Source organism: Halobacillus sp. Marseille-P3879, assembly GCF_900240285.1.
In the GTDB taxonomy this organism is placed as follows: Bacteria; Bacillota; Bacilli; order Bacillales; family Halobacillaceae; genus Halobacillus_A.
The window spans coordinates 27,659-47,781 of record NZ_OESS01000004.1; the positions used below are offsets into that span (position 1 = coordinate 27,659).

Genomic DNA, 20,123 nt, shown 5'->3' on the forward strand with positions numbered 1-20,123 from the left:
TTGGTGTTTAGGGGGCTGACGAAAGCATGAACCGACAAATCGAACCGTTGCTAGGCTATAACATTAATGTGATTTCCCATTTCTTAAAAAATATTTATAACGAGAAACTGAGCGAATACGGGTTAACGAGTGCGCAGGCTAAAGTCATTTACTTCTTAGCTGAGCATGGTGAGCAGACCCAATCCGCCCTGCAAAACCGGCTCTACATCAAAGCCTCTTCTATGAACGGAATTATAGAGACTCTATTAAAGAATGCTTGTATCACTAAAGATTCAAGCTCTGAGGATAAACGGACCAAGGTCATTCGACTGACGAAGAAAGGTGAAGAACTTGACCAAACCATCTGGTCGATTATCAAGGAGATTGAGGAAGAAATTACGGAAGGTTTCTCCGAGGAAGAAGAGCGTGTTATCGTTTCCTGGTTGAAAAAAATTCAAAACAATTTAACTGAAGATACGAAAGATGCCCGTGAATAATTTTCTTTTAGTTTTCCACGCCGTTTCCATATTGGAACGGCGTTTTCCATTTATTGATAAAAATCGATAGAAAGATTAAGAATTTTCAGTTACACTTATGGATAGATGTAATAGGAAGGTGACGTGCAATGTCGTACTCAATTCACTTTATCAAACTACTAATCTCTCATTCTGATCAGCTTGTGCTGCTGCGGAAGGCAGAGCGCCTGCGTCATTTTTGGAAAAATTTTTTCCTCTTATTCTTTCTTACGATCCTTACATATGCTGCCGTCACATGGACAGGAATCGGTACTGATCCTCTTTCCTCTGATATTAACACTCTCAGCCGGATCGATTTTGAGTTCCAAAAAGTATGGTTTCTTTTTGGCCGTGCGGCCGTTGGGCTTACTCTGTTTCTCGGTGTCCTGTTTTTCATCCCCTTTATTTTCTGGCTGCTCTTTGATTTACCTTTTAAAAAAACAATCGTCATCCAGCTTAGTGTTTGGGCCGTTATGCTGCTCGAACGACTGACGTGGATCCCGTTTATGATTTACTTCGGTTTGGACTGGTACGTTTCACCTTTGTCTTTTGGTATCATCAGTTCATACTTTACGCAGCTGGAATGGATTGTCTATTTCTTTGGCTCCATCTCTTTATTTCAGCTTTTCATTGTGTGGTTTCAAATCAAATCAATCACCTTTCTTTCTCCTTCAAGAAAGTGGTGGGTGGTTACAGGCGTGACCTTATGGAATATTATCCTGTGGGCCGGCACAGCCGCGCTTGTCTATTTTGACGAAACAATCGTGCAGCTACTACTTTCCTAAAGGATGGTTGAATTATGAAATTGTCTCGAAAGAAAAAAGGGATTGTTATCGGAGCATTACTATTTATTATTTGCAATAGCCTGTTACTTTACTTCGATAAAAATCAGTTCGTCGAACGTAAATCCTTTGTACATAAATGGTCGGGCACCTTTACTTCAGATCTGGTTGAATCCGTAAGTATCCGCGGTGTATTTGCCTCTGAAGAAGATGCTCCTGTATACTTTGATGAAAATACCGGGGCTTTCCAGGAATTCTTTGTAGAGGTTGGGGATGAGGTGAACGAAGGTGATGAGCTGTACAGTTATGAAGTGCTGAATTACGAGAACCAGGTGAACGACCTCGAGCTTGAAGCTTCGAAAATTGAAGAAGAAATTACAGCAATTAATACATATATAACCGATCTTGAAAGTTATTCCATCGAAGAAGCAGAAACAGATGATCCGTTCGGAAGCTTTGATTCTCCGTTTTCTGAGGACGAGGAAGGATTAGAAGAGGATAGTGACGAAGACAGTGAAAATGACGACTCCACCGCTGCAGCAGAAATTATTAAAGAAGAGGCACTCAGCGACAAAGAGAAAGAGCTTGCTCAAAAAGAAGCCGAATTAGCGATGGTTAATGACCAGCTGGATCAACTGACTACAACAGGACAAACCATTACCGTCCAAAGCTCCTTTAACGGTATTGTCCGCGATCTCTCTGAAGACCTGTCCTCCCCGCTGCTCACCCTTTCTTCTACTTCGCTTATTGTGGAAGGTGAGGTTAGTGAAGAAGACCGCAAACTACTGGAGGAAGAAATGCGCACTGAAGTTACAGTTACAGACTTAGATGAAGGGGAAGTCACCCTTCAGGGCACGTTAGCTGAGCTCGACACATTTTCTGAAGAAACAGCTGTTCAAAAAGCGAGCAAATACCCATTTGAGATCACAATTTCCGAGGAGCATGAAGACATCCACCCCGGCTATCATACTGACGTAGATGTCATTACTGATGAAGTTTCTGGTACGATTGCTGCCTTCGACGAACTCCTCATTACAGAAGAACACTTATATGCCTGGGAAATGACAGACAGCGGCACCCTTGAAAGAAAGGAAATAGAGACAGGCCTGGAAGAAGACGGAGTCGTAGAAATTGTGGATGGTTTGGAAAACCAGGTAAAGCTCGCTGAAGAAAACAACGAACGGTTTCGTAACCTTACTCCTTTTGTTACCCCTATAGATCTTCGCCACATTAAAGAAGATGAACTTTTTCAAGGATCAAAGGCAGTAATGAAAGAGAATTTCCTACTCGGGGTCTTTAATCGTTAGCTTTAAGGAAAAGGTTTTGCAAAAATGCTCGTCTCATGACAAGATGTATAATAGTTTTAGCAGAAACATCGCAGAGTAAAGGGGCAGGCTATATGAAATTAAGCGTATTAGATCAATCTCCTATTCTTCCTGGAGCCACACCGGAGGAAGCCTTTCATCAGACAACGGAGCTTGCGAAACAAACCGATGAACTCGGTTTTCACCGGTTCTGGGTCGCTGAACATCACAGCACAAAAGGACTGGCTGGTTCCTCCCCTGAGATCCTGGCCACCCATTTGGCAAGCCAGACAAAAAGAATACGCATTGGAACTGGAGGAATCCTCCTCCCCCACTACAGTCCTTATAAAATCGCGGAAATATTCCGTGTGCTTGAAACGCTGTACCCTGGAAGAATTGACTTAGGTGTCGGACGCTCGCCAGGTGGTATTCCTAATGTAAATCTTGCCTTAAATCGCGGAGAGCTGCCCTCAATTGAGAATTACCCTTCTCAGCTCAGTGAACTGCTTTCTTATCTTTACGGAGAAGATCCTAACGGTATGGGGATCCATGCTTCCCCTAAAGGAGAAAGCACTCCGCCGATCTGGATGCTGGGTTCAAGCGGAACAAGTGCCAGGGTTGCTTCAGAGCTTGGTGTTTCCTATTCGTTTGCTCACTTTATAAACGGGTATGGCGGTGTGCGTGCCATGCACCGCTATTTCGATCACTTTCAGCCATCCGTTCAGCAGACCGAGCCCCAGGGAAACGTATCTATCTTCGCCGTTTGCGCAGAAACTGATGAACATGCCGAATTTCTTGCTTCAAGTCTCGATTTGGCCATATTGAAAATAGAGCAAGGCGGGCTGCAGCGAAGCTTCCCATCTCCCGCTGAAGCACTAGGTTATACCTATACTCTTGATGAGGAGCAGCAAATTCAAGAGAACCGAAACCGGATGGTGGTCGGTTCTCCGGAGAAAGTAAAAGAAGAAATCGAACGGCTGGCCGACTTCTATAACGTTGATGAAGTTATAATTAACACGATCACCTCTCCTTTTGAAGAACGACTGAAATCTTACCAATTAATTGCTGAAGTTTTTCAGCTAACAAAGGAGGGAAGTGAACATGCTTTCTTTTGATCATCTTGTCATTGCTTCAAAACACCCTGGGAAAGACCAGATTAATTTCACGTATGATAACAGCCTTAAGGGTGTGGAGGGCGGCGACCACAGCTTATGGGGAACGTACAACGAATTGTGCTACTTCATGAATGATAACTACATTGAGTGGCTCGGTTTAAAGGATCCCAAAACCGCGGAAAACTCTGACAACCCGCTTATTCAGCAGTTTAAACAAACGTTTGACCAAGGTGAATTCGGACCTTTTCAATTTGCACTCCGCACCTCTGATATGGATGAATACATCAACCACTTTAACCTGCATAATATCCCGTATTACGGACCTTTTCCGGGAGAGCGCAAGCGGCCGGATGGGACAATGTTGAAATGGAGAATGCTCTTTCCCGTCTCCGCTAATGAGCCTGATATTCTCCTTCCCTTTCTTATTGAATGGTCGGGAAAAAATCTCCCATCCAGCTTTCAGGAGATTAACACTCCCCGCTTTCAAAAGCTAATTCTAAGAGTTAAGGATATAAAAACTACCGAGAAGCTTTACGAAACGATTTATAAACTGAAACCTACGAAAGACCGGACAGCCTATTCGCTGGAGAATGGTCAATTGGTATTAGAAGCGGGGCCCTCCAGTCTTAAAGCTCACTATACAACCTTCTCTATTTAACGCTGACTTTGACGTCGGCGTTTTTTTATGGAATGCTATTAAAATTTATTAAAAACAACCGATATTACAGGAGGTCAGACATCTTACGATAGGAGTGAGTTTATGAATGGATACCGGTTGTTGAGTCTGCTTATTATATGTTTAGCTGCTGCCGGCTGCAGCAGCAGCGAGGATCATACAGCCAGCGCTGAGAAAGGAGTCAGTGCCGGCCTTCTTGTTACAGAAAGCGGGCTTGGGGACGACTCGTTTAGCGATTCAGCCTTTCAAGGACTGGAACAAGCCAGGGATGAACTGGATATTACGTTTGATTATCGCGAACCCTTTGATGGAGACTTCGAGGCCCATATGGAAGATCTAATTGAACAGGATCATGATGTCATTATGGGACTAGGGTATGATTCTCAGGAATCAATTGATGCGCTTGCGGAGGAATACCCTGATCAGCACTTCGTGTTAATCGATGCAGTGTCTGAATTTGATAATGTGACCTCAATTACGTTTCGTGAAGATGAAGGCAGTTACTTAATTGGTTTACTTGCTGGAATGAAGACGGAATCTGATGTAGTAGGATTTGTCGGCGGAGAGCAGATTGAGGTTGTGGAGCGATTTGAAAATGGGTTCCGTGACGGCGTCCAGTCCGTAAACGAAAATGCGGAGATCCTCGTAGAGTACGCGGAAACATTCGATGACGATGGAATAGGAGCTGAGCTGGCCCAGGACATGGAAGATAAGAATGCGGACTATATTTTTCATGCAGCCGGGTTCACTGGTGTAGGTGTAATGAAAGAAGCAGAGAATCTAGGAATTTATGCCTTTGGAGCTGACAGCGATCAATACTTCGTTGCCGAGGAGGCCGTGGTGTCTTCGATGATTAAAAATGTAAATGTAGCTTTGTACGACGTAATGGAGCAACTGGCTGAAGGTGAAGAATTGGAAGGCGGTTTAAAAGAGCTTGGGATTGAAGAAGAAGGCGTCGGCCTTGCACCGATTCGATTGATTAGTTTATCCGACGAGGAACAAGACCGGATTGACGAGGAGGTTAAACAATGACAATTGGTAAACGTTTGTATACGATGACCCTTCTCCCTCTGTTATTAAGCTTACTGCTGATATCTTACATAGTCTTTCAAATGATCAGCTTCGAAAGCTCCTCAAATGAAGATGTGGCTTTTCTTTTAGAAGGAAAAGAAGTGAACAGTCAACTCATCACTGTCGAACAGGCGTTAGATACCTATGGCTATAGTCCCTCTAATGCCACCCAGCAAGAAGCTTTGACACAGATTGAAACTACGGGAGAAGCCTTCGAAAAGCTGGCGCCCATGCTCCAGACGAAAGCTCAAGAACAATGGTACGAACAAGCCCGGACAAAGTATCAAGACTGGCGTCAAACAGCCACAGAGGCTCTTGAGAATGAGGACAACAATGAAGTGCAGCGCCAGGCTTCTCGAACGGCTGGTATTGTAAATGATACCTATATGCTGCAACAGGAAGCTCAGGCCTGGTATGACGATAAAGTTTCGGCACAGAGTGATTCAATTCGTAATTTGATTATTTTCGCAATTGCAGCAGCAGCTGTACTTATTACGATATCAATTTTAGCTACATCCCGTCTGACAGCTCGGATTGCTAAACCCATGAGAGAGCTCGCCCACAAGGCCTCCCGAGTAGCAGACGGAGATTTAACAACGCGGATAGAGGCATCCGTTAAGGAAAAAGATGAAATCGGTCAGCTAACACAGGCTTTCCAAACAATGGTTGATAATTTAACAAACACGTTGCAATCCGTTCACCGCATTGGCGGCAATGTCGAAGAATTTAGTGCTAAGCTGAATAAAGAAATGTCAGGCTTATCAGAAGTAACCCAACAGGTAGCAACATCGACCGATGAGTTAGCACAGGGAAGTCAGTCGATCTCCAATGATATCCAGGATATCGCATCTTTAATGGATCAAATGAATCGCGATTTTGTACAAAATACAGAAGAAAGTCAGTCTGCTTCAGAGAAAAGTACACAGGCTCTTTCCTACGCCCAGGAAGGACAGGATACGATCAATGATCAGCGCCAGGTCATGGAGAAACACAATCAGTCGATCACAAAAGTAGAAGGTTCAGTCAATGAATTTATCCGTTACACGGACCAGATTGAAGAGACAGTAAAGCTTGTCAATGAAATTGCAGAACAAACAAACCTGCTGGCTTTAAACGCAGCCATTGAAGCAGCGCGCGCCGGTGAGCACGGAAAAGGGTTTGCAGTTGTAGCAGAGGAAGTCAGAAAGCTTGCCGATCAATCTACAAAAGCGACTGGTGAAATTACGACGATGGTCCAGCAAATTAAGTCCGGTGTATCGACGATTGAGAAAGAAATGCAGGAAACAATGTCATTGACTGAGCATCAACATCAGTCACTTAATGCTTCCGAGGGCGCATTTAAAGTGATTTACACGCAGGTAGATACCGTTTACACCCAGTTAAATGAACTTGTTGAAGGTATGATGCAATCGAAAGAGCAAAGTTCTCAAGTCACTTCTTCTGTTGAAAACGTAAGTGCTATTACTGAAGAAACAGCAGCAGGGACGGAAGAGATTTCCGCTTCAACCGAGGAACAGCAGAATGCCTTTAATCAATTAAAAAATGAAGCCGGTCATTTAGAAACTATGATTGCTGAATTGAATGAGCAGCTCGCTCATTTTCAGTGGGATCAGCTTACTGCAGATGAAGAATTCTTAAACGTGAACAGTATCAGCCGCGAAGGCAAAAAAGATACACCCTCTGCCGCAAGTTGAAGGCATCGAGAGAGAGCAGATCATTGCTCTCAGCTTGTGGAGAAACCCCTGTTTTTCCGCAAGTTTTTTTCTTGCCGCCAGGAGCGAAGACCCCTTCCCTTTCCGCGGACGAGCGCCCGAGCTTCCTCGCGAAACCCATGCTCGGCGATCTCGGCTCACTCGTTCTTCCGCAGGAGTGGAAGGGGCTCCGCTCCTTAGAATTTCTTTTCATACAGAAAAAAACTCTCCTTCACCTGGCTCATCTTGGATAGTTTATTGACAATCTTCTTCATGTTCTGGCAGGCAGCTGTCATCAGTACATGTGCGAAAATATTTTCCCTATCCGGGCGAGCGACAATAAATCAGCCTATCACGTTCTTTAGTGTACGGAAAGATAAAATTTAAGTAATGCCAAAAATTAAAGCTGTAGAGAACTTTCTCGACAGCCTGAGAGAGCAGATCACTGCTCTCTTTTCTTTATGAATTCGTATATTTACTAATACCGTTGAGGCCTGCCTGCTGGACGTTCCAACGATAATAAATCTTCATCGAGATTCATGACCTTCTGCTCTACCATTTGCCTTGCTTCATAAATACCTTTGTTATACATAAAAGGACCTAATTCTTTCACCATAAACTCAAGCAACTGATCCGCAGCCAATTCGCCAATCTGTTCATCGCGCTCAAGTTCAAAGTATTCCTGAATCTGGTTAATCATATATTCTCTTTGTTCTTTTGATAAATTTTTAATCATGAGATCTCCTCCCTGCCATTATCGTAGCACACTATCTATCCTAAGGCCCCTGCTCCATAGCCCGGATAGTAAGGGATGCTGTTTTACTATTCATAAAATAATCCGAACGATTCTATTGAATCAGTTCGGATTATTTATGGGCCCGGATAGAATTATTACGACTACTCCATCAAAACACTTCTTTTTTCCTGAGGGAACTTCAGCTCACGCTGTTTCCGCAGGAGACTTATATATTTTGAATAATCGATGTTTATATGATGGTTCGTTTGATGTCATTGCTTACCTTATGTCCAAACCTCGTCGCTGACGTTCTAAAGATGTCCTTGAAGGAACTCTTCTACTTCTTCAGGTGTTTTGGCATAGGCACTGTGAAGGTGTCCAATTTTCTCACCATTTTGAAAGATAAGAATACTTGGGATGCCCATTACTTCATATTGCTCCGCTACAGCAGGAACTTCATCTCTATTGACATCATACCAGTTATAGTCCTTATACTCTTCTAAGATTTCACCGATAAACATTTCCATACGACGGCAATCCGGACACCAGTCTGCCTGAAATTTAACCATCACGGGCTTGCTGCTTTGAATGACCTTATTAAATTCATCTTGAGTATGAATAGATTCCATCTTACTGCATTCTCCTTTTTTAACTTAATTCTACCTTTATCATATAGGAGGATCGGCCTCATGTCTTATGATTGGCTCACTTATATTCTACGCGGCCCAGCAGCCACGCAGCGGATAAGCCACCTGCAAAGGTACCAATACACGCCGTCCACATAGCTCCGTTTTCAGGAATGCCGGGAAAAATAACAAAGATAGACCCGACGACTAGTCCAATAATCAGCGCAAAAGTACCAGACGTATAGTTTTCAAGAAAGAACTTTACGACTTTACTCATAACAAGGATACCGATAACAATACCGAGGCCCACTACTAGAATAATATCAAACCTTAAATTGGAGATACCTGAAATAATCGTACTGTACATTCCAATGATCAGCAATAAAAAGGAGCCGCTGATTCCGGGAAGAATCATGGCACTGCTGGCCAGCCAGCCGGAAAAGAACAAACCAACGTAAGAAGCTAATGACAGGTCCGTCATGGGTGCTCCTTCAGATGTTTGAAAGATTGCCATTGAAGCTACAAGCAGCAGGCCTATTAATAAGATGATGTAGTGTTTTCCTGTAAAGTTATGTTTCACATCGGCTTTATGAGTTAGATAAGGAATTACCCCTATAATTAACCCTAAGAAAAAGAATTGCGTGGGTGCCGGGTAATGTTCAAAAAGCCACTCGATTAATTTTGCCAGCATAAGAATAGATGTGCCTATTCCTATGCCAAGTGGAAGCAGGAAACGAAGATGCTTTTTCCACTCGCGGCTGAAAAAACCGTTTATTGCTTCAATTAATTGATCGTAAATCCCCAGTACAACTGCAATCGTTCCTCCGCTTACTCCGGGGACCACGTCGCTGGCCCCCATCAGCAGGCCACGATAAATATTTTTCCACTTCCACATAAGTACGTTCTCACCTTTCAACATAATCGTCACTTTTCTTATTTTATCAAAATTTTACAAGATTCATAGCTTAACTCTAAAAATAAGACTGCAGACAGTGTATCTACAGCCTTATCTTTACCACTATATGTCGCTCTTGTCCAAATTAGCACGATCTGCCCGTAATGCTTTATACATTGAGATTACCATTAAGATCATAATAAACGAAAAAGGAAAAGCAGCTGAGATGAGCGCATTCTGCAGGGCCTGCAACCCACCTGTATAGAGGAGCACTGCAGCCATCGAGGATTGCGCCAGCCCCCATACAAATTTGACCATCGTCGGTGGAGTAAGCGATCCATTCGTTGTCTGCATTCCTAAAACAAACGTAGCCGAGTCTGCAGAAGTAATAAAAAATGTACCGATTAATGTCATTGCAATGATCGACATGAGCAGTCCAAGCGGATATTGGTCAAACATTCCAAACAGTGCCTGTTCAGTGGCCATCCCCGCAATATCAGCCGTGTTCTCCTGTTGAAGTTTGATGGCTGACGAACCGAACGTTGAAAACCAAAGAAATCCGACAATTGAAGGGACGAGCAATACCCCTGACAGAAATTCCCGGATCGTCCTGCCTTTCGAGACACGGGCGATAAAGATTCCAACAAACGGTGACCAGGCAATCCACCAGGCCCAATAAAATACGGTCCAATCATTAATCCACGTTCTCTCTTCTGCACTTTCAGGTGCTAAACGAAAACTCATCTGAGGGATATTCCTCAAATAGGACCCTATCGTGTCAGTAAACACATTCATAATCATTAAAGTAGGTCCAATAATCAGCATTATAACAAGAAGAGCTAAAGCTAACACCATATTCGTATTGCTTAAATATTTTATTCCTTTACTTAAGCCGGTATAAGCCGAAATCATAAACAATACAGTAACGATCAGAATAACAATCAGCTGTAGTGTAAAGGACTCTTCCATACCTGTTAAATAAGTGAGACCGCCATTTATTTGAGCAGCTCCAAATCCCAGGGTCGTTGCAACGCCGACAATCGTGGCAAACACTGCAACCACATCAACTGCTTTACCCAGCGGGCCCTTCATTTTGGCTCCAAACAGAGGCTCAAGCGTTGCACTGATTAAAGCTGGCGCTCCTCTTCTAAACTTGAAATAAGCTAATACGAGAGCCACAACAGCATAGATTCCCCAGGCATGAACACCCCAATGAAAATAAACAAATTGCATAGCCTCTTCCATTGCTGCAGAGGTACCTGCTTCTTCTGTAGGCGGATCGGTTCCAAAGAAATAAATTGGTTCGGCAGCCCCCCAGAACACAAGGCCAATCCCCATGCCTGCACTAAACAACATAGCAAACCAGGTAGGATAATTATAATCGGGTTTGTCCGTTTCTTTGCCCAATTTTATTTTACCGTAAGGACTTACAATCATGTATAAACAAAAAACGACGAACCCTGTCACGATTAATAAATAATACCATCCAAAGTGCACTGAAATATACTGTTGAATTGTACCTGTGATGCTTTCTAAATTGGCTGGAGCGATTGCTCCCCACAATACTGAAAATAAAGCAATGATAAAAGTTACCCAAAATACTGAAGTGAGCTTATTCATGTTCCACCCCTTTCTATCCCCTTCATAGTTTGCTGCATTTTACAGAAATTAATCGAAGAATAGCAGACCTGCTTTTCTATAAGCTAATACAATAGACGTTCGAGCCATGGATGTTTAGGCTGATGGATAATAAGCGCCTGCTTCAGCCATTCCTTCTGCTGCTCATTTAAAAAAGGAAAGACTGCCTGAAAATCCTCTTCATCTTTTTCCTGCGTATCTTTCGCTTTATACAAAAGAACAATTTCTGGATTAAGGTAAGGAATACCATGCTCCGAACGAAGGTTCATACGGCTGAGTGGAAATGTAATTTCTGGTTCCCGCCTAAATTTAAATATATCCCTGGATTTCAGATTTAAAAGTATTTCAAGATTTGCTTCTTCTCGATGAACATGAATTTCGTGAATATGCTCCTCCAGAGATTCATCTACCGGCCCTTCAATCATTTGAGAGTGATCCACGACATAAGTATTCCACCCATTCAGCCATTTCGATAATTCCGGCAATTCATCACGAAATACAGCTATTTCAATATCCTCATGCTCTCTCGTTTCTTCGCCAATATGTAAATCAATGGCCCAGCCTCCTGCAACCATCCACTTCCCTTCAAACGGCGTCATAAATTCTCTTACCTGCAAACAGGGTTCAAACATAGCAGATCCTCCTTCCTTTTTACCCTACCATTCCCTAAAAAGACAAAATTACAACTCTCTTCTCTCGCAGGAATGGATGTTAAAAAATATTGCATAGAAAAAAAGGCGGCTCTTAAGGATGCCACTGAAAAAGTCCTTTCTAAACTGGAAGAGCTTTTCAAGTTTGTTGTTGCTTCTTTCGAATCGCTTATCGGTGGATGCTTGCCGCGGGCACGGCCTCAGCTAACTTGGTCAAGAAGATCACTTGACCAAGTGGATCTTCGGCTCGCGCTGTTCCCGCAGGAATGAAGAGAAGAATAGCGAGTTGAAGCATAGACATGGATATGAGACTGCCTCATCTTCGGTTCTCCGCGGCATGCGTGTACAAGGAGCGATGGCGATATTCCCCGTTAATCTAAAGCGAATTATGAAGCTCATGGAGGAATAAGAGGGGAAGTACCCTCTTAAGATCAAAAGGTATGGGAGTGGGACATAAGTAACGCAGTGATGTCAAAAAACGAACATTCATATAAACGCAGATGATTAGCGTAGTTAAAATGCGAAGACTCCTGTGGGAACAGCACGATCCGAAGATCCCGCAGGAAAGCGATCTTTGCTTTCTGAGGAAGCTTAAGGCCGTGCCCACTTAAAAGCGAAGCGTTTTGACGGAGCGATGGTGTGAATTCTCTTTAACATAAATAATCCGAACTGATTTCAACAAAATCGTTGGGATTATTTTATGCTTTATTCAGTTTTGTCCCAACCTCATATTTTTTTTACACATCACTTGAAATCGTGCAGTTCTTCAGTGGCCTCCTCTTAAGGAGCGCCTTTTGCTGATAAGAATAGTTTATAGAACAATATGTTTTGGCTGCCGCCGGTCCGCGGGGAGGGCCTGCTATGTACATTAAAAAACCTGTGTGACAAGAAACCAGAGATTCCAAATGGAGAGAAACCAAATCAGTCCCTTTTCTAAAGCTGAACCCGTCTTAAAAGTAAACAGAAACCTGAAATGTTTTCTATAAACCGGGTAGAATAGCGGAATTCCTCTTTTCGTTACATAATCACCAAGCAGATGGGAAACTACCCCAGTGATAAAACCGAAGAAATAATACGAGGGTACATTAAAAAAATGAATAATAACCATATGGTAGATCACCAGTAAAATGATAAAAAATAGTGAATGCGTCATTTTCCGATGACTTTTAACCATTACGAGTAACGGTGTCATTAACATGACAAACACTTTCAACTCATTTCTATATTGATCCAGGTACTCGGGAGCAAACAAATAAAACCCAAAAGCAAGCAGTAAAACAATAATAAGACCCCGCCAGAAATGATAACCCAGTTTCGAGCGCGGCGTATCGATATCCGGGATTAATGAACCAAACAATACAAAAACCATAAATAACACCGTCTCAAATGGAGTCCCCGGAACTAACCCTATTTGCGGCAGAAGCGTCATGACGATGAGTCCGCTGCTTAAACCAAGCGCTTGATGTCCAGATGCCAGCATGATGTCTACATTCTCCTCCAGCTCAATTAAGCCCTAATGATTAACATTAGGACTTTCTCTATACTAGCTTAAAACAGCTTCTATCGTAAACTAAAAAGAGAACATTTATTCCCATCTTGATTAACAGTCTTTCTCCGGAAGCCCGAGCATTTTGAATTTAGGTCCTTCCATCGTCTGTTTGCCGTCTATTGTTAACGGCTCAGTTAAATGAAGAATCTTTTTATCCACCGCTACGGGAACAGAATTAACACGATCCAGCTCATCATCAGCTTCAGGATCCGCTATCGTGAGACCAACATCAGGCTCCCCGCAGCCATAGCCGGCGAAATATAATCGTAAAACACCATGCTCTGCATCTTCTAAAATTTGCAGAAGCAAGTCACGTGCCTCATCAGTGATCTTCATTTTACGTATCCTCCTTTTTCACCGTACTCCTCTCCTTATATTATGAAGGTTTTAGTGTATTTCTAATAAAAATATGCTCAAATTCCTTAAGAGGCATTCGGCACACCAAATAAAACAAGCCCCCTTATTATAAGGAGGCCTGTTGATTATTAAAGAGGATTATACAGCTTTTGCATTTAACTCCACATCGATGTTGCCTCTGGTTGCTTTAGAGTAAGGGCAGAAATCGTGAGCGTCTTCCACAAGCTTCTCTGCTTCCTCTTGAGAAACTCCTTTAACACTTACATTAAGGATGACCCCAATCTTAAATCCATCATCTGATTCATCTTTAATTAAGCTGACATCAGCCGTAGTTTCAGATTCAATATCCTTCTTCTGCTTACTTGCCATCAAGTTTAATGCCCCGTCAAAGCAGGCCGAATAACCAGCAGCAAACAGTTGCTCTGGATTAGAGCCTTCCTCATTGCTGTCGCTCCCAGGCATTACAAGATTTACGTCAATAACTCCATCGTCTGATCTTACCTGGCCTTCACGACCGCCTTTGGCTGTAGCATGTGAAGTAAACATTACATTACTCACTATAATCACTCCTTGATTTAATTAAATCGTTCCACAACTAGTATGTACCTCAAATTACATTCCATTAAACCTTAGCGCTTTTCTTCAATTTGAAATTCTTCTTTCAATGATGGCGGCGCCATTTTAACAATTTGCTGTAAAATAAAAGTCAGCACAGCAGCATCATCAATTAAACCTATAAACACAAACATATCAGGGATTAAATCCCACGGAAAAACAATATACCCTATCATTAGAGCAATCGAAATTACTTTTTTATTCCCACTGACTTCTTCAGAGCGAAAAAACTTAATTAAGAAAGGAATCGATTTTTTTAATTTGGCCAGAAATTTAATTCTTCTCCACATTTTTAACATTTAACTCTCCTGCCTCCTTTAGTCACAATTGCTAATTTTGTACGTATGATTTAACATAATGAATGATAAGAATTCGTGTAACTCTAGTAAGAACCTGTTAAAGAGGAGACCGCATGATGAAAATTCTGCTTCTAAACGGTACAATCGTCGGTACGAAAACGAAAACATTATTAATTGAAATTGAAAAATATATCAATAAACTCCAGCAGCAGTACGATACAAGGATCATCCATTTGGAAGATTACGACCTTCAGTTTGTCGATGGGCGCCCTTCTGACCAATATAATGAAGATATGCGCTTTCTGATTGAAGAAATGGAACAAGCTGATGCTTATGTCATATCTACTCCTATTTTTCAAGGTTCCATCCCTGGCACTTTAAAAAACCTCTTTGATGCCGTCTCACCGCTTGCGATGCGTCATAAGCCGGTTTCAATTGTTGCCAATGGAGGAACACTACAGCACCACCTCGTTATAGAGAATCAGCTTAAGCCTATTTTAAATTATTTCCGCTGCCTGGTTACGCCTAATTATGTTTACACTCACACTAATCACTTCTCCACCCAGGGAGAGTTGATCGATGAAGATGTGCACAACCGCCTTGAGGAAATGACTCGCGTGTTCCATCAATATATTCAAATGAGCAAGAGCATATAAAAAATCCTCATGATTGCCAATGAGGATTTTTTGTATCTCGTGGGTAAGAAATTTGTATGTGCTTTTACGCCTAAAAAAGGGCTTTAGGAAACAAGTCGATTTTCTTGAGAATAAGCCCTACCCCAAAATCTTACCTACATAGTTCCGGGTCTCTTCAAAAGGAGGCACTCCTCCATATTTGTCAACATTTCCGGGACCTGCATTATAAGCTGCCAGTGCAAGTTTCTGATCGCCATCATAGCGATCCATCATCTGTTTTAAATATTTAACTCCACCCATTACGTTCTCTTTCGGATCAAAGGAGTTTCCTACACCCAACCTTTTAGCTGTTTCCGGCATGAGCTGCATTAATCCCTGGGCCCCCGCCGGACTTACGGCATTAGGGTCAAAATTAGACTCTGCTTTTACTACAGCTCTTACGAGTAGCTCATCCACACCATTTTCCTCTGCCGCTTCTTTTATGTATTGATTTAACTGGTCATCCTCTACGTTAACTTCAACCGGAGCCGATTCTTCCGGGACTGAAGAAGAAATATGTATAGGGCCCGCGGGTTCAAAGGCATTTAAATTAGTCAATACCGGTCGGGTTTGCCGGGAGTTTTCTGACTGGAAAGCTTGAGCCTGCCCTGAAGGTGTTAAGAAACTTTGTAGTAACGCTTGAAAAACACTATCTCCTCTGCCCTGAGACTGGGGTTCTGGTTTCGAATTACCATCTAATAATGACATAGACTGCATTTGCATTGCATGACGAATCATATTAAAATCCATCGGTTCACCTCAATAAGTTAATTAACTTAATCTTAAAGGAAAACGAATGCTGATACAAACTTTGTTGTAGACCTTCTGATTGACAGTAAAACCCAAAACTTGAGAAAGTTCTTATGTTTCCCCTCCAGTCATCAGCCGATCAGGAAAAACTTTTCCCAAAGCGAACCTCCTCCGATCGATGATATAATAGCAAGTAGCAAAAGAGATATCTCTTATCTTGAATCAAATGTTATTCAAGGCGTCTGGTCATATGTTCTCAAAACTGAGAAATTCTCTTTTGTCTCTAATGTCGAATCACCCTTTCTATTCTTGTCGTGAGAATAGACCTGTAGATTTCGCGGCAGACGGTCTTCGTCTTGCCTTCCCCTTTATTGTAAAGGGGTTTTTTTATTAGAACTCTTCTTCTCTGACAAGAACCTCTATATGGCTTGGCAATACTTCCATTTCCACAGGAAGCGGTTCTCCTTCTTCTCCATCTACATTTGTGTGCAACTTTTCAGAAGAGGCTACATGAAGTTTCTTCGCCGTAAAATATTCAACGTCTTTATCATCTTTTAAAGTACCCTGCAGGACAGAGGTGATAATAGAAGCCATACGAATGACCCCCACATCTTTAATGACATAACAGTGCAAGAGTCCGTCATTTACTTTTGCTTCCGGTGCCAGCTTCTCAAAGCCGGCCGTGGATTTCGTCAGCGCGGCAAGGAATAAAAAAGAGTCCCCTTCCCAGACTTTATCATCGTATTCGATTCGCAGCGGGTAAGCAGTTGTAGAAGCCAACGTTTTTACTCCTTCCATCACATATGCCAGCGGACCGAATTTTGTCTTTTGTTCCGGCGAGACTTCTGAGGTTGCTTCAGCAATGGATCCTACAGCCACGATATTTACAAAGTACTGGTCATTAAAACTTCCTATATCAACCTTTTTCGTAAGAGTCGATTTTAATGTTTCAATGGCCTCTTCCGGCTCTAATGAAATGTTTAAAGCTCGAGCAAAATCATTTACAGTACCCAGGGGCACAATCCCTAGTTTAGGACGGTGGGTTTGATCGACCATTCCATTAATTGTTTCGTGGAGAGTTCCATCTCCCCCGAGTGAGACCACCAAGTCGTATTCATTCTTGCATGCATTTACACAGTAATGAGTAGCATCTAATTCTTTTTCTGTTTGTACCGTATTTACCTTGTATTCTTTCGCTTTTAGTATCTCTTCAATTTGTTCTACATAATCGACAGCTTCTTCTTTACCGGAAGAAGGATTAACGATAATCATTGCCTGCTCCACGAAACCCGCTCCTTTTACATTGAAAAACGCACCGCTTAATTGTTCTTATGATCCATTTTTCCATCTGGTGAAAAAATACCATCAGGAGAAAAACCTATAGAATCAATAAATCCCTGAACCATAGAATCTTCTGATGAAGTTCCTATTTTAATACGGTCCACCTGCTTATCTCTTAACCACTTTAACAGGGATTGTACTAATTCAGAACCAATTCCCTCCCGACGATAAAATTCATCGACGAATATTTCTTTTATTTTTCCTACGGTTTCGCCGTTTTCTTGCTCTGCTTCTCCAAATCCATATCCGACTACACTTCCGTTTTCTTCAGCTACGAGCAGCCTGCGGTCAGGATTATCGTTAAATAAATGATCCGCCGCCCAGTCTTTCTTATTCTTAAGTTTTTCAGCACTTTGAGGATCATCTCCGGTCAGGCTGATCCACGTATAATCCACTGCATACTTCGTTACATGCATTAAATCCTTTTCGACTGGTTTCCTTACGATAGCCATTATCTAAACCACCCTTTCAAGAATTAATCTTTTAATACATCCTGGTGTTTCGGGTCATTACTAAGCACTTTTTCCGCGAATGCGCACACTGGCTTTATTTTTACATCATTCTCCCTGGCATATTGCACAGCATACTCAACTAGCTCTGTAGCCAATCCTTCTCCTTGATCTTCCGGGTTAACTTCGGTATGAGTAATAATCATGTCTGATCCTTCTTCTTCAAAAATTAACTCTGCTATCGTTTGATTTTCTTTAATTATATAAAAACGGCCTTTCTCTTCTTGGATATCCGCCATTTCAACCACCCTTTCCTTCCCCTGTATACCCTTTACTTTAGGAAGCTATTCCATGATTTAACTAAATTGTTTTGGTAAAATAAAAGGTAAAGAGGTGAAACGATGACAACTACTGTAGCTATTATTCAAATGCATATCGAACTTGGAAAGCCTGAAACCAATCGTCAGCAGGCTCTCCCGCGGATTAAAAACGCTGTCTTAGAAGGAGCAGAGGTAATCGTTCTTCCTGAATTATGGACGACAGGGTATGACCTCAGCCGATTTGACGATATCGCTGAACCCCTTGACGGCCCGACCCATCAAATGATGATTGAGCTCGCCAAACAGCATAACGTCACGATTACCGGTTCTGTCGCCGAGAAAGAAAACGGACATTTCTATAATACTCTTGTTGCTTATGATCCTAATGGTAATCGTATATTAAATTACCGTAAGGCCCACTTATTCCGTTTAATGGACGAAGAGAAATACTTAAATTCCGGTAACGAGAAAGGAAATTTCATGTTAGACGGGACACTAGTGGCAGGCGTGATTTGTTATGATATCCGTTTCCCTGAATGGATTCGGACGCACATGCTCAATGGGGCCAGGGCGTTGTTCGTTGTCGCAGAGTGGCCAAAACCAAGAGTAGAACATTGGAGAAATATTCTGATCAGCCGCGCCATTGAAAACCAGAGCTTCGTCATCGCTTGTAACCGGGTAGGTGCTGACGAAAACAATGAATTTGGCGGCCATTCGATTGTAATCGATCCGTGGGGAAATGTAGCAGCAGAAGCCGGTGAAAAAGAAGAAATACTGCTTTGTGATGTGGACTTTTCAAGAGTAGAAGCTATTCGTGAACAAATTCCTATCTTCCAGGATAGACGGCCTGACTTATACGAGTGATAAAGCCCATCCAGGCTCTGCCCCCCAAACTTTGGGGGGACCGCCTCATTGGGCTTTTTTCACCGTTTAATAGGCTTTTTCCTGGTAAAAGTAGTTAGGAGTATCGATTCGATCTTCAAACGATTGATGAAAAATCTGAGTGGAAGCCGGTGATAGAGGTGGAATCAACCAGGTCCAGTCCCCTGTTGCTTCCCGCCCGCATGATTTCTCCTTCGATAAAAACAATTGAAACTGCTGTGCCGCACTGTGATGATCGACGATACTCACCTTATCACTTTTATAAGAGTGAAGCACTGCTTGATTCAGTTCAATCAAGGCACGATCTTTCCACAAGCTTGAATTCCTACGAATATTCAGACCCATCCCTTCTGCTACTGCCGGCAGTAAGTTATAGCGGAACTCATCTGCTAAATTACGGGCACCGATTTCAGTTTCCATATACCAGCCATTAAAAGGAGCTGCAGTATAATCAATCCCACCTATTTCCAAGCGCATGTCAGATATGATCGGCACTGCATACCACTTAAGCTGCAAATCCTTAAACCACTCATACTCTGGGTGTCGAAGCGGAACTTCGAGTATTTTTTCAGCAGGGATTTCATACCATTGAGGTTCGTTCTCTCCGATTTGAACTACGAGTGGAAGTACATCAAAGGGACTCCCTTTTCCTTCCCATCCCAGGCGGCGGCAGGCACGAGTCAATTCAATCGACGCAGGATCGCCAATCACCCCTGTTAATTCTTCATACCCTGCATAACGAATTAATTGATGGTTCCAGATCCGTACGGCCTCCCCATTGATCTCAGGCGGAAAAATCGTAATCGTCGAGCGGATTCTGCCTTGATTGGTCGCGTAATCGATATGTTCAAGCAATCCGTTAATTATATCTTCTTCCGTTTTCGAATTCCGGTGATCCAACACCCTTAAACTATCCCAGAACAGACGGCCGATACATCGGTTGCTATTGCGCCATGCTGCCTTAGCCCCGTACTCCAATTCCTCATATGTATGTTCATATCTACCTGTATGATTAATAGCTGACTTAATTTCAGCCAGCCGCGCATCGATCTCGGAAAGTTTATCAAGCTCTGTGTAACACTGTCGTATAAAGGATTCTGCTTTTTTCCACATTATTTTCAATCCCCTTATCTACTTCCTTATCTTTACATCCTACCACAACAATATCGCTTTACAGAATTGGAAGATAAGGAAACGGCCTAATGAGTG

Annotated in this window: 23 protein-coding genes; 9 read left to right on the forward strand and 14 right to left on the reverse strand. The window is 42.5% G+C overall.

The window, feature by feature from the left end:
• The first annotated feature begins 26 nt into the window (after window positions 1-26).
• From C1A12_RS19225 to C1A12_RS19255, 7 genes are all read left to right on the forward strand, one after another.
• Complete coding sequence (locus C1A12_RS19225) at window positions 27-476, forward strand: MarR family winged helix-turn-helix transcriptional regulator (RefSeq protein WP_101846632.1); 450 nt, start codon at window positions 27-29, stop codon at window positions 474-476.
• Between the two features lie 128 nt (window positions 477-604).
• Window positions 605-1,279, forward strand: a complete 675-nt coding sequence (locus C1A12_RS19230) for a hypothetical protein (protein WP_101846634.1) — start codon at window positions 605-607, stop codon at window positions 1,277-1,279.
• A 14-nt stretch (window positions 1,280-1,293) separates the two neighbouring features.
• Window positions 1,294-2,583, forward strand: a complete 1,290-nt coding sequence (locus tag C1A12_RS19235) for an efflux RND transporter periplasmic adaptor subunit (protein WP_101846636.1) — start codon at window positions 1,294-1,296, stop codon at window positions 2,581-2,583.
• Window positions 2,584-2,675: 92 nt separating this feature from the next.
• Window positions 2,676-3,695 carry an LLM class flavin-dependent oxidoreductase gene (locus tag C1A12_RS19240; protein WP_101846638.1) on the forward strand — a complete coding sequence of 340 codons (1,020 nt, stop codon included), beginning with the start codon at window positions 2,676-2,678 and terminating at the stop codon, window positions 3,693-3,695.
• Entirely contained in the window at window positions 3,682-4,353 is a 672-nt protein-coding gene (locus C1A12_RS19245; protein WP_101846639.1) for a VOC family protein, read from the forward strand. Before C1A12_RS19240 ends, C1A12_RS19245 begins: the two co-directional genes overlap by 14 nt.
• 102 nt (window positions 4,354-4,455) lie before the next feature.
• Window positions 4,456-5,403: a BMP family protein gene (locus C1A12_RS19250; protein ID WP_101846641.1), complete on the forward strand. Its 948-nt coding sequence runs from the start codon at window positions 4,456-4,458 to the stop codon at window positions 5,401-5,403.
• Complete coding sequence (locus C1A12_RS19255; RefSeq protein ID WP_101846643.1) at window positions 5,400-7,136, forward strand: methyl-accepting chemotaxis protein; 1,737 nt, start codon at window positions 5,400-5,402, stop codon at window positions 7,134-7,136. The genes C1A12_RS19250 and C1A12_RS19255 overlap by 4 nt, the downstream gene beginning before the upstream one ends.
• Window positions 7,137-7,611: 475 nt before the next feature.
• On the opposite strand, the gene C1A12_RS19265 is transcribed toward C1A12_RS19255, so the two are convergent.
• The 9 genes from C1A12_RS19265 to C1A12_RS19310 all read right to left on the reverse strand — a co-directional run bounded on the left by C1A12_RS19265 (window position 7,612) and on the right by C1A12_RS19310 (window position 14,498).
• On the reverse strand, window positions 7,612-7,869 hold the full coding sequence (locus C1A12_RS19265) for a DUF2164 domain-containing protein (RefSeq protein ID WP_101846647.1): 258 nt from the start codon (window positions 7,867-7,869) through the stop codon (window positions 7,612-7,614).
• Between the two features lie 311 nt (window positions 7,870-8,180).
• Window positions 8,181-8,498 carry a thioredoxin family protein gene (locus C1A12_RS19270; protein ID WP_101846649.1) on the reverse strand — a complete coding sequence of 106 codons (318 nt, stop codon included), beginning with the start codon at window positions 8,496-8,498 and terminating at the stop codon, window positions 8,181-8,183.
• Between the two features lie 76 nt (window positions 8,499-8,574).
• Window positions 8,575-9,390: a DUF368 domain-containing protein gene (locus C1A12_RS19275; protein WP_101846651.1), complete on the reverse strand. Its 816-nt coding sequence runs from the start codon at window positions 9,388-9,390 to the stop codon at window positions 8,575-8,577.
• Window positions 9,391-9,513: 123 nt separating this feature from the next.
• Window positions 9,514-11,010, reverse strand: coding sequence for a BCCT family transporter (locus tag C1A12_RS19280; RefSeq protein WP_101846652.1), 1,497 nt, complete (start codon window positions 11,008-11,010; stop codon window positions 9,514-9,516).
• Window positions 11,011-11,093: 83 nt separating this feature from the next.
• Window positions 11,094-11,660: a nucleotidyltransferase domain-containing protein gene (locus C1A12_RS19285; RefSeq protein WP_101846654.1), complete on the reverse strand. Its 567-nt coding sequence runs from the start codon at window positions 11,658-11,660 to the stop codon at window positions 11,094-11,096.
• 886 nt (window positions 11,661-12,546) lie between these two features.
• Window positions 12,547-13,158, reverse strand: a complete 612-nt coding sequence (locus C1A12_RS19295; RefSeq protein WP_101846656.1) for a metal-dependent hydrolase — start codon at window positions 13,156-13,158, stop codon at window positions 12,547-12,549.
• A 120-nt stretch (window positions 13,159-13,278) separates the two neighbouring features.
• Window positions 13,279-13,563 carry a hypothetical protein gene (locus C1A12_RS19300; protein ID WP_101846658.1) on the reverse strand — a complete coding sequence of 95 codons (285 nt, stop codon included), beginning with the start codon at window positions 13,561-13,563 and terminating at the stop codon, window positions 13,279-13,281.
• A 159-nt stretch (window positions 13,564-13,722) separates the two neighbouring features.
• Complete coding sequence (locus tag C1A12_RS19305) at window positions 13,723-14,142, reverse strand: organic hydroperoxide resistance protein (RefSeq protein ID WP_101846660.1); 420 nt, start codon at window positions 14,140-14,142, stop codon at window positions 13,723-13,725.
• Between the two features lie 71 nt (window positions 14,143-14,213).
• Window positions 14,214-14,498, reverse strand: a complete 285-nt coding sequence (locus C1A12_RS19310; protein ID WP_101846662.1) for a YkvA family protein — start codon at window positions 14,496-14,498, stop codon at window positions 14,214-14,216.
• A 116-nt stretch (window positions 14,499-14,614) separates the two neighbouring features.
• Between C1A12_RS19310 and C1A12_RS19315 the strand changes: the two genes are divergently transcribed.
• The gene (locus C1A12_RS19315) at window positions 14,615-15,154 is read left to right on the forward strand and encodes an NADPH-dependent FMN reductase (protein ID WP_101846664.1); all 540 of its coding nucleotides are present in this window, start codon (window positions 14,615-14,617) and stop codon (window positions 15,152-15,154) included.
• Between the two features lie 117 nt (window positions 15,155-15,271).
• Here the strand turns inward: C1A12_RS19315 and C1A12_RS21585 are convergent, their stop codons facing one another.
• From C1A12_RS21585 to C1A12_RS19335, 4 genes are all read right to left on the reverse strand, one after another.
• Window positions 15,272-15,922: a lytic transglycosylase domain-containing protein gene (locus C1A12_RS21585; protein ID WP_235001686.1), complete on the reverse strand. Its 651-nt coding sequence runs from the start codon at window positions 15,920-15,922 to the stop codon at window positions 15,272-15,274.
• 390 nt (window positions 15,923-16,312) lie between these two features.
• Window positions 16,313-17,206, reverse strand: coding sequence for a diacylglycerol kinase family protein (locus C1A12_RS19325; RefSeq protein ID WP_101846665.1), 894 nt, complete (start codon window positions 17,204-17,206; stop codon window positions 16,313-16,315).
• Window positions 17,207-17,241: 35 nt separating this feature from the next.
• Entirely contained in the window at window positions 17,242-17,715 is a 474-nt protein-coding gene (locus tag C1A12_RS19330) for a GNAT family N-acetyltransferase (protein WP_101846667.1), read from the reverse strand.
• A gap of 23 nt (window positions 17,716-17,738) precedes the next feature.
• Complete coding sequence (locus tag C1A12_RS19335; protein WP_145997069.1) at window positions 17,739-18,011, reverse strand: GNAT family N-acetyltransferase; 273 nt, start codon at window positions 18,009-18,011, stop codon at window positions 17,739-17,741.
• Window positions 18,012-18,113: 102 nt separating this feature from the next.
• Here C1A12_RS19335 and C1A12_RS19340 point away from each other — a divergent pair, with 102 nt between their 5' ends.
• Window positions 18,114-18,896, forward strand: coding sequence for a carbon-nitrogen family hydrolase (locus C1A12_RS19340; protein ID WP_101846671.1), 783 nt, complete (start codon window positions 18,114-18,116; stop codon window positions 18,894-18,896).
• Window positions 18,897-18,962: 66 nt separating this feature from the next.
• Here the strand turns inward: C1A12_RS19340 and C1A12_RS19345 are convergent, their stop codons facing one another.
• Window positions 18,963-20,027: a nitric oxide synthase oxygenase gene (locus C1A12_RS19345; protein ID WP_101846673.1), complete on the reverse strand. Its 1,065-nt coding sequence runs from the start codon at window positions 20,025-20,027 to the stop codon at window positions 18,963-18,965.
• Between the last annotated feature and the right edge of the window lie 96 nt (window positions 20,028-20,123).

Bases quoted from the DNA above. Each gene is read 5' to 3' on its own strand.
- C1A12_RS19330 (WP_101846667.1), bottom strand. From the start codon at position 17,715: ATGGCTATCGTAAGGAAACCAGTCGAAAAGGATTTAATGCATGTAACG.
- C1A12_RS19310 (WP_101846662.1), bottom strand. From the start codon at position 14,498: ATGTTAAAAATGTGGAGAAGAATTAAATTTCTGGCCAAATTAAAAAAA.
- C1A12_RS19285 (WP_101846654.1), bottom strand. From the start codon at position 11,660: ATGTTTGAACCCTGTTTGCAGGTAAGAGAATTTATGACGCCGTTTGAA.
- C1A12_RS19275 (WP_101846651.1), bottom strand. From the start codon at position 9,390: ATGTGGAAGTGGAAAAATATTTATCGTGGCCTGCTGATGGGGGCCAGC.
- C1A12_RS21585 (WP_235001686.1), bottom strand. From the start codon at position 15,922: ATGGATTTTAATATGATTCGTCATGCAATGCAAATGCAGTCTATGTCA.
- C1A12_RS19280 (WP_101846652.1), bottom strand. From the start codon at position 11,010: ATGAATAAGCTCACTTCAGTATTTTGGGTAACTTTTATCATTGCTTTA.
- C1A12_RS19255 (WP_101846643.1), top strand. From the start codon at position 5,400: ATGACAATTGGTAAACGTTTGTATACGATGACCCTTCTCCCTCTGTTA.
- C1A12_RS19300 (WP_101846658.1), bottom strand. From the start codon at position 13,563: ATGAAGATCACTGATGAGGCACGTGACTTGCTTCTGCAAATTTTAGAA.
- C1A12_RS19335 (WP_145997069.1), bottom strand. From the start codon at position 18,011: ATGGCGGATATCCAAGAAGAGAAAGGCCGTTTTTATATAATTAAAGAA.
- C1A12_RS19235 (WP_101846636.1), top strand. From the start codon at position 1,294: ATGAAATTGTCTCGAAAGAAAAAAGGGATTGTTATCGGAGCATTACTA.
- C1A12_RS19340 (WP_101846671.1), top strand. From the start codon at position 18,114: ATGACAACTACTGTAGCTATTATTCAAATGCATATCGAACTTGGAAAG.
- C1A12_RS19225 (WP_101846632.1), top strand. From the start codon at position 27: ATGAACCGACAAATCGAACCGTTGCTAGGCTATAACATTAATGTGATT.
- C1A12_RS19265 (WP_101846647.1), bottom strand. From the start codon at position 7,869: ATGATTAAAAATTTATCAAAAGAACAAAGAGAATATATGATTAACCAG.
- C1A12_RS19245 (WP_101846639.1), top strand. From the start codon at position 3,682: ATGCTTTCTTTTGATCATCTTGTCATTGCTTCAAAACACCCTGGGAAA.
- C1A12_RS19230 (WP_101846634.1), top strand. From the start codon at position 605: ATGTCGTACTCAATTCACTTTATCAAACTACTAATCTCTCATTCTGAT.
- C1A12_RS19295 (WP_101846656.1), bottom strand. From the start codon at position 13,158: ATGCTGGCATCTGGACATCAAGCGCTTGGTTTAAGCAGCGGACTCATC.
- C1A12_RS19270 (WP_101846649.1), bottom strand. From the start codon at position 8,498: ATGGAATCTATTCATACTCAAGATGAATTTAATAAGGTCATTCAAAGC.
- C1A12_RS19240 (WP_101846638.1), top strand. From the start codon at position 2,676: ATGAAATTAAGCGTATTAGATCAATCTCCTATTCTTCCTGGAGCCACA.
- C1A12_RS19345 (WP_101846673.1), bottom strand. From the start codon at position 20,027: ATGTGGAAAAAAGCAGAATCCTTTATACGACAGTGTTACACAGAGCTT.
- C1A12_RS19250 (WP_101846641.1), top strand. From the start codon at position 4,456: ATGAATGGATACCGGTTGTTGAGTCTGCTTATTATATGTTTAGCTGCT.
- C1A12_RS19315 (WP_101846664.1), top strand. From the start codon at position 14,615: ATGAAAATTCTGCTTCTAAACGGTACAATCGTCGGTACGAAAACGAAA.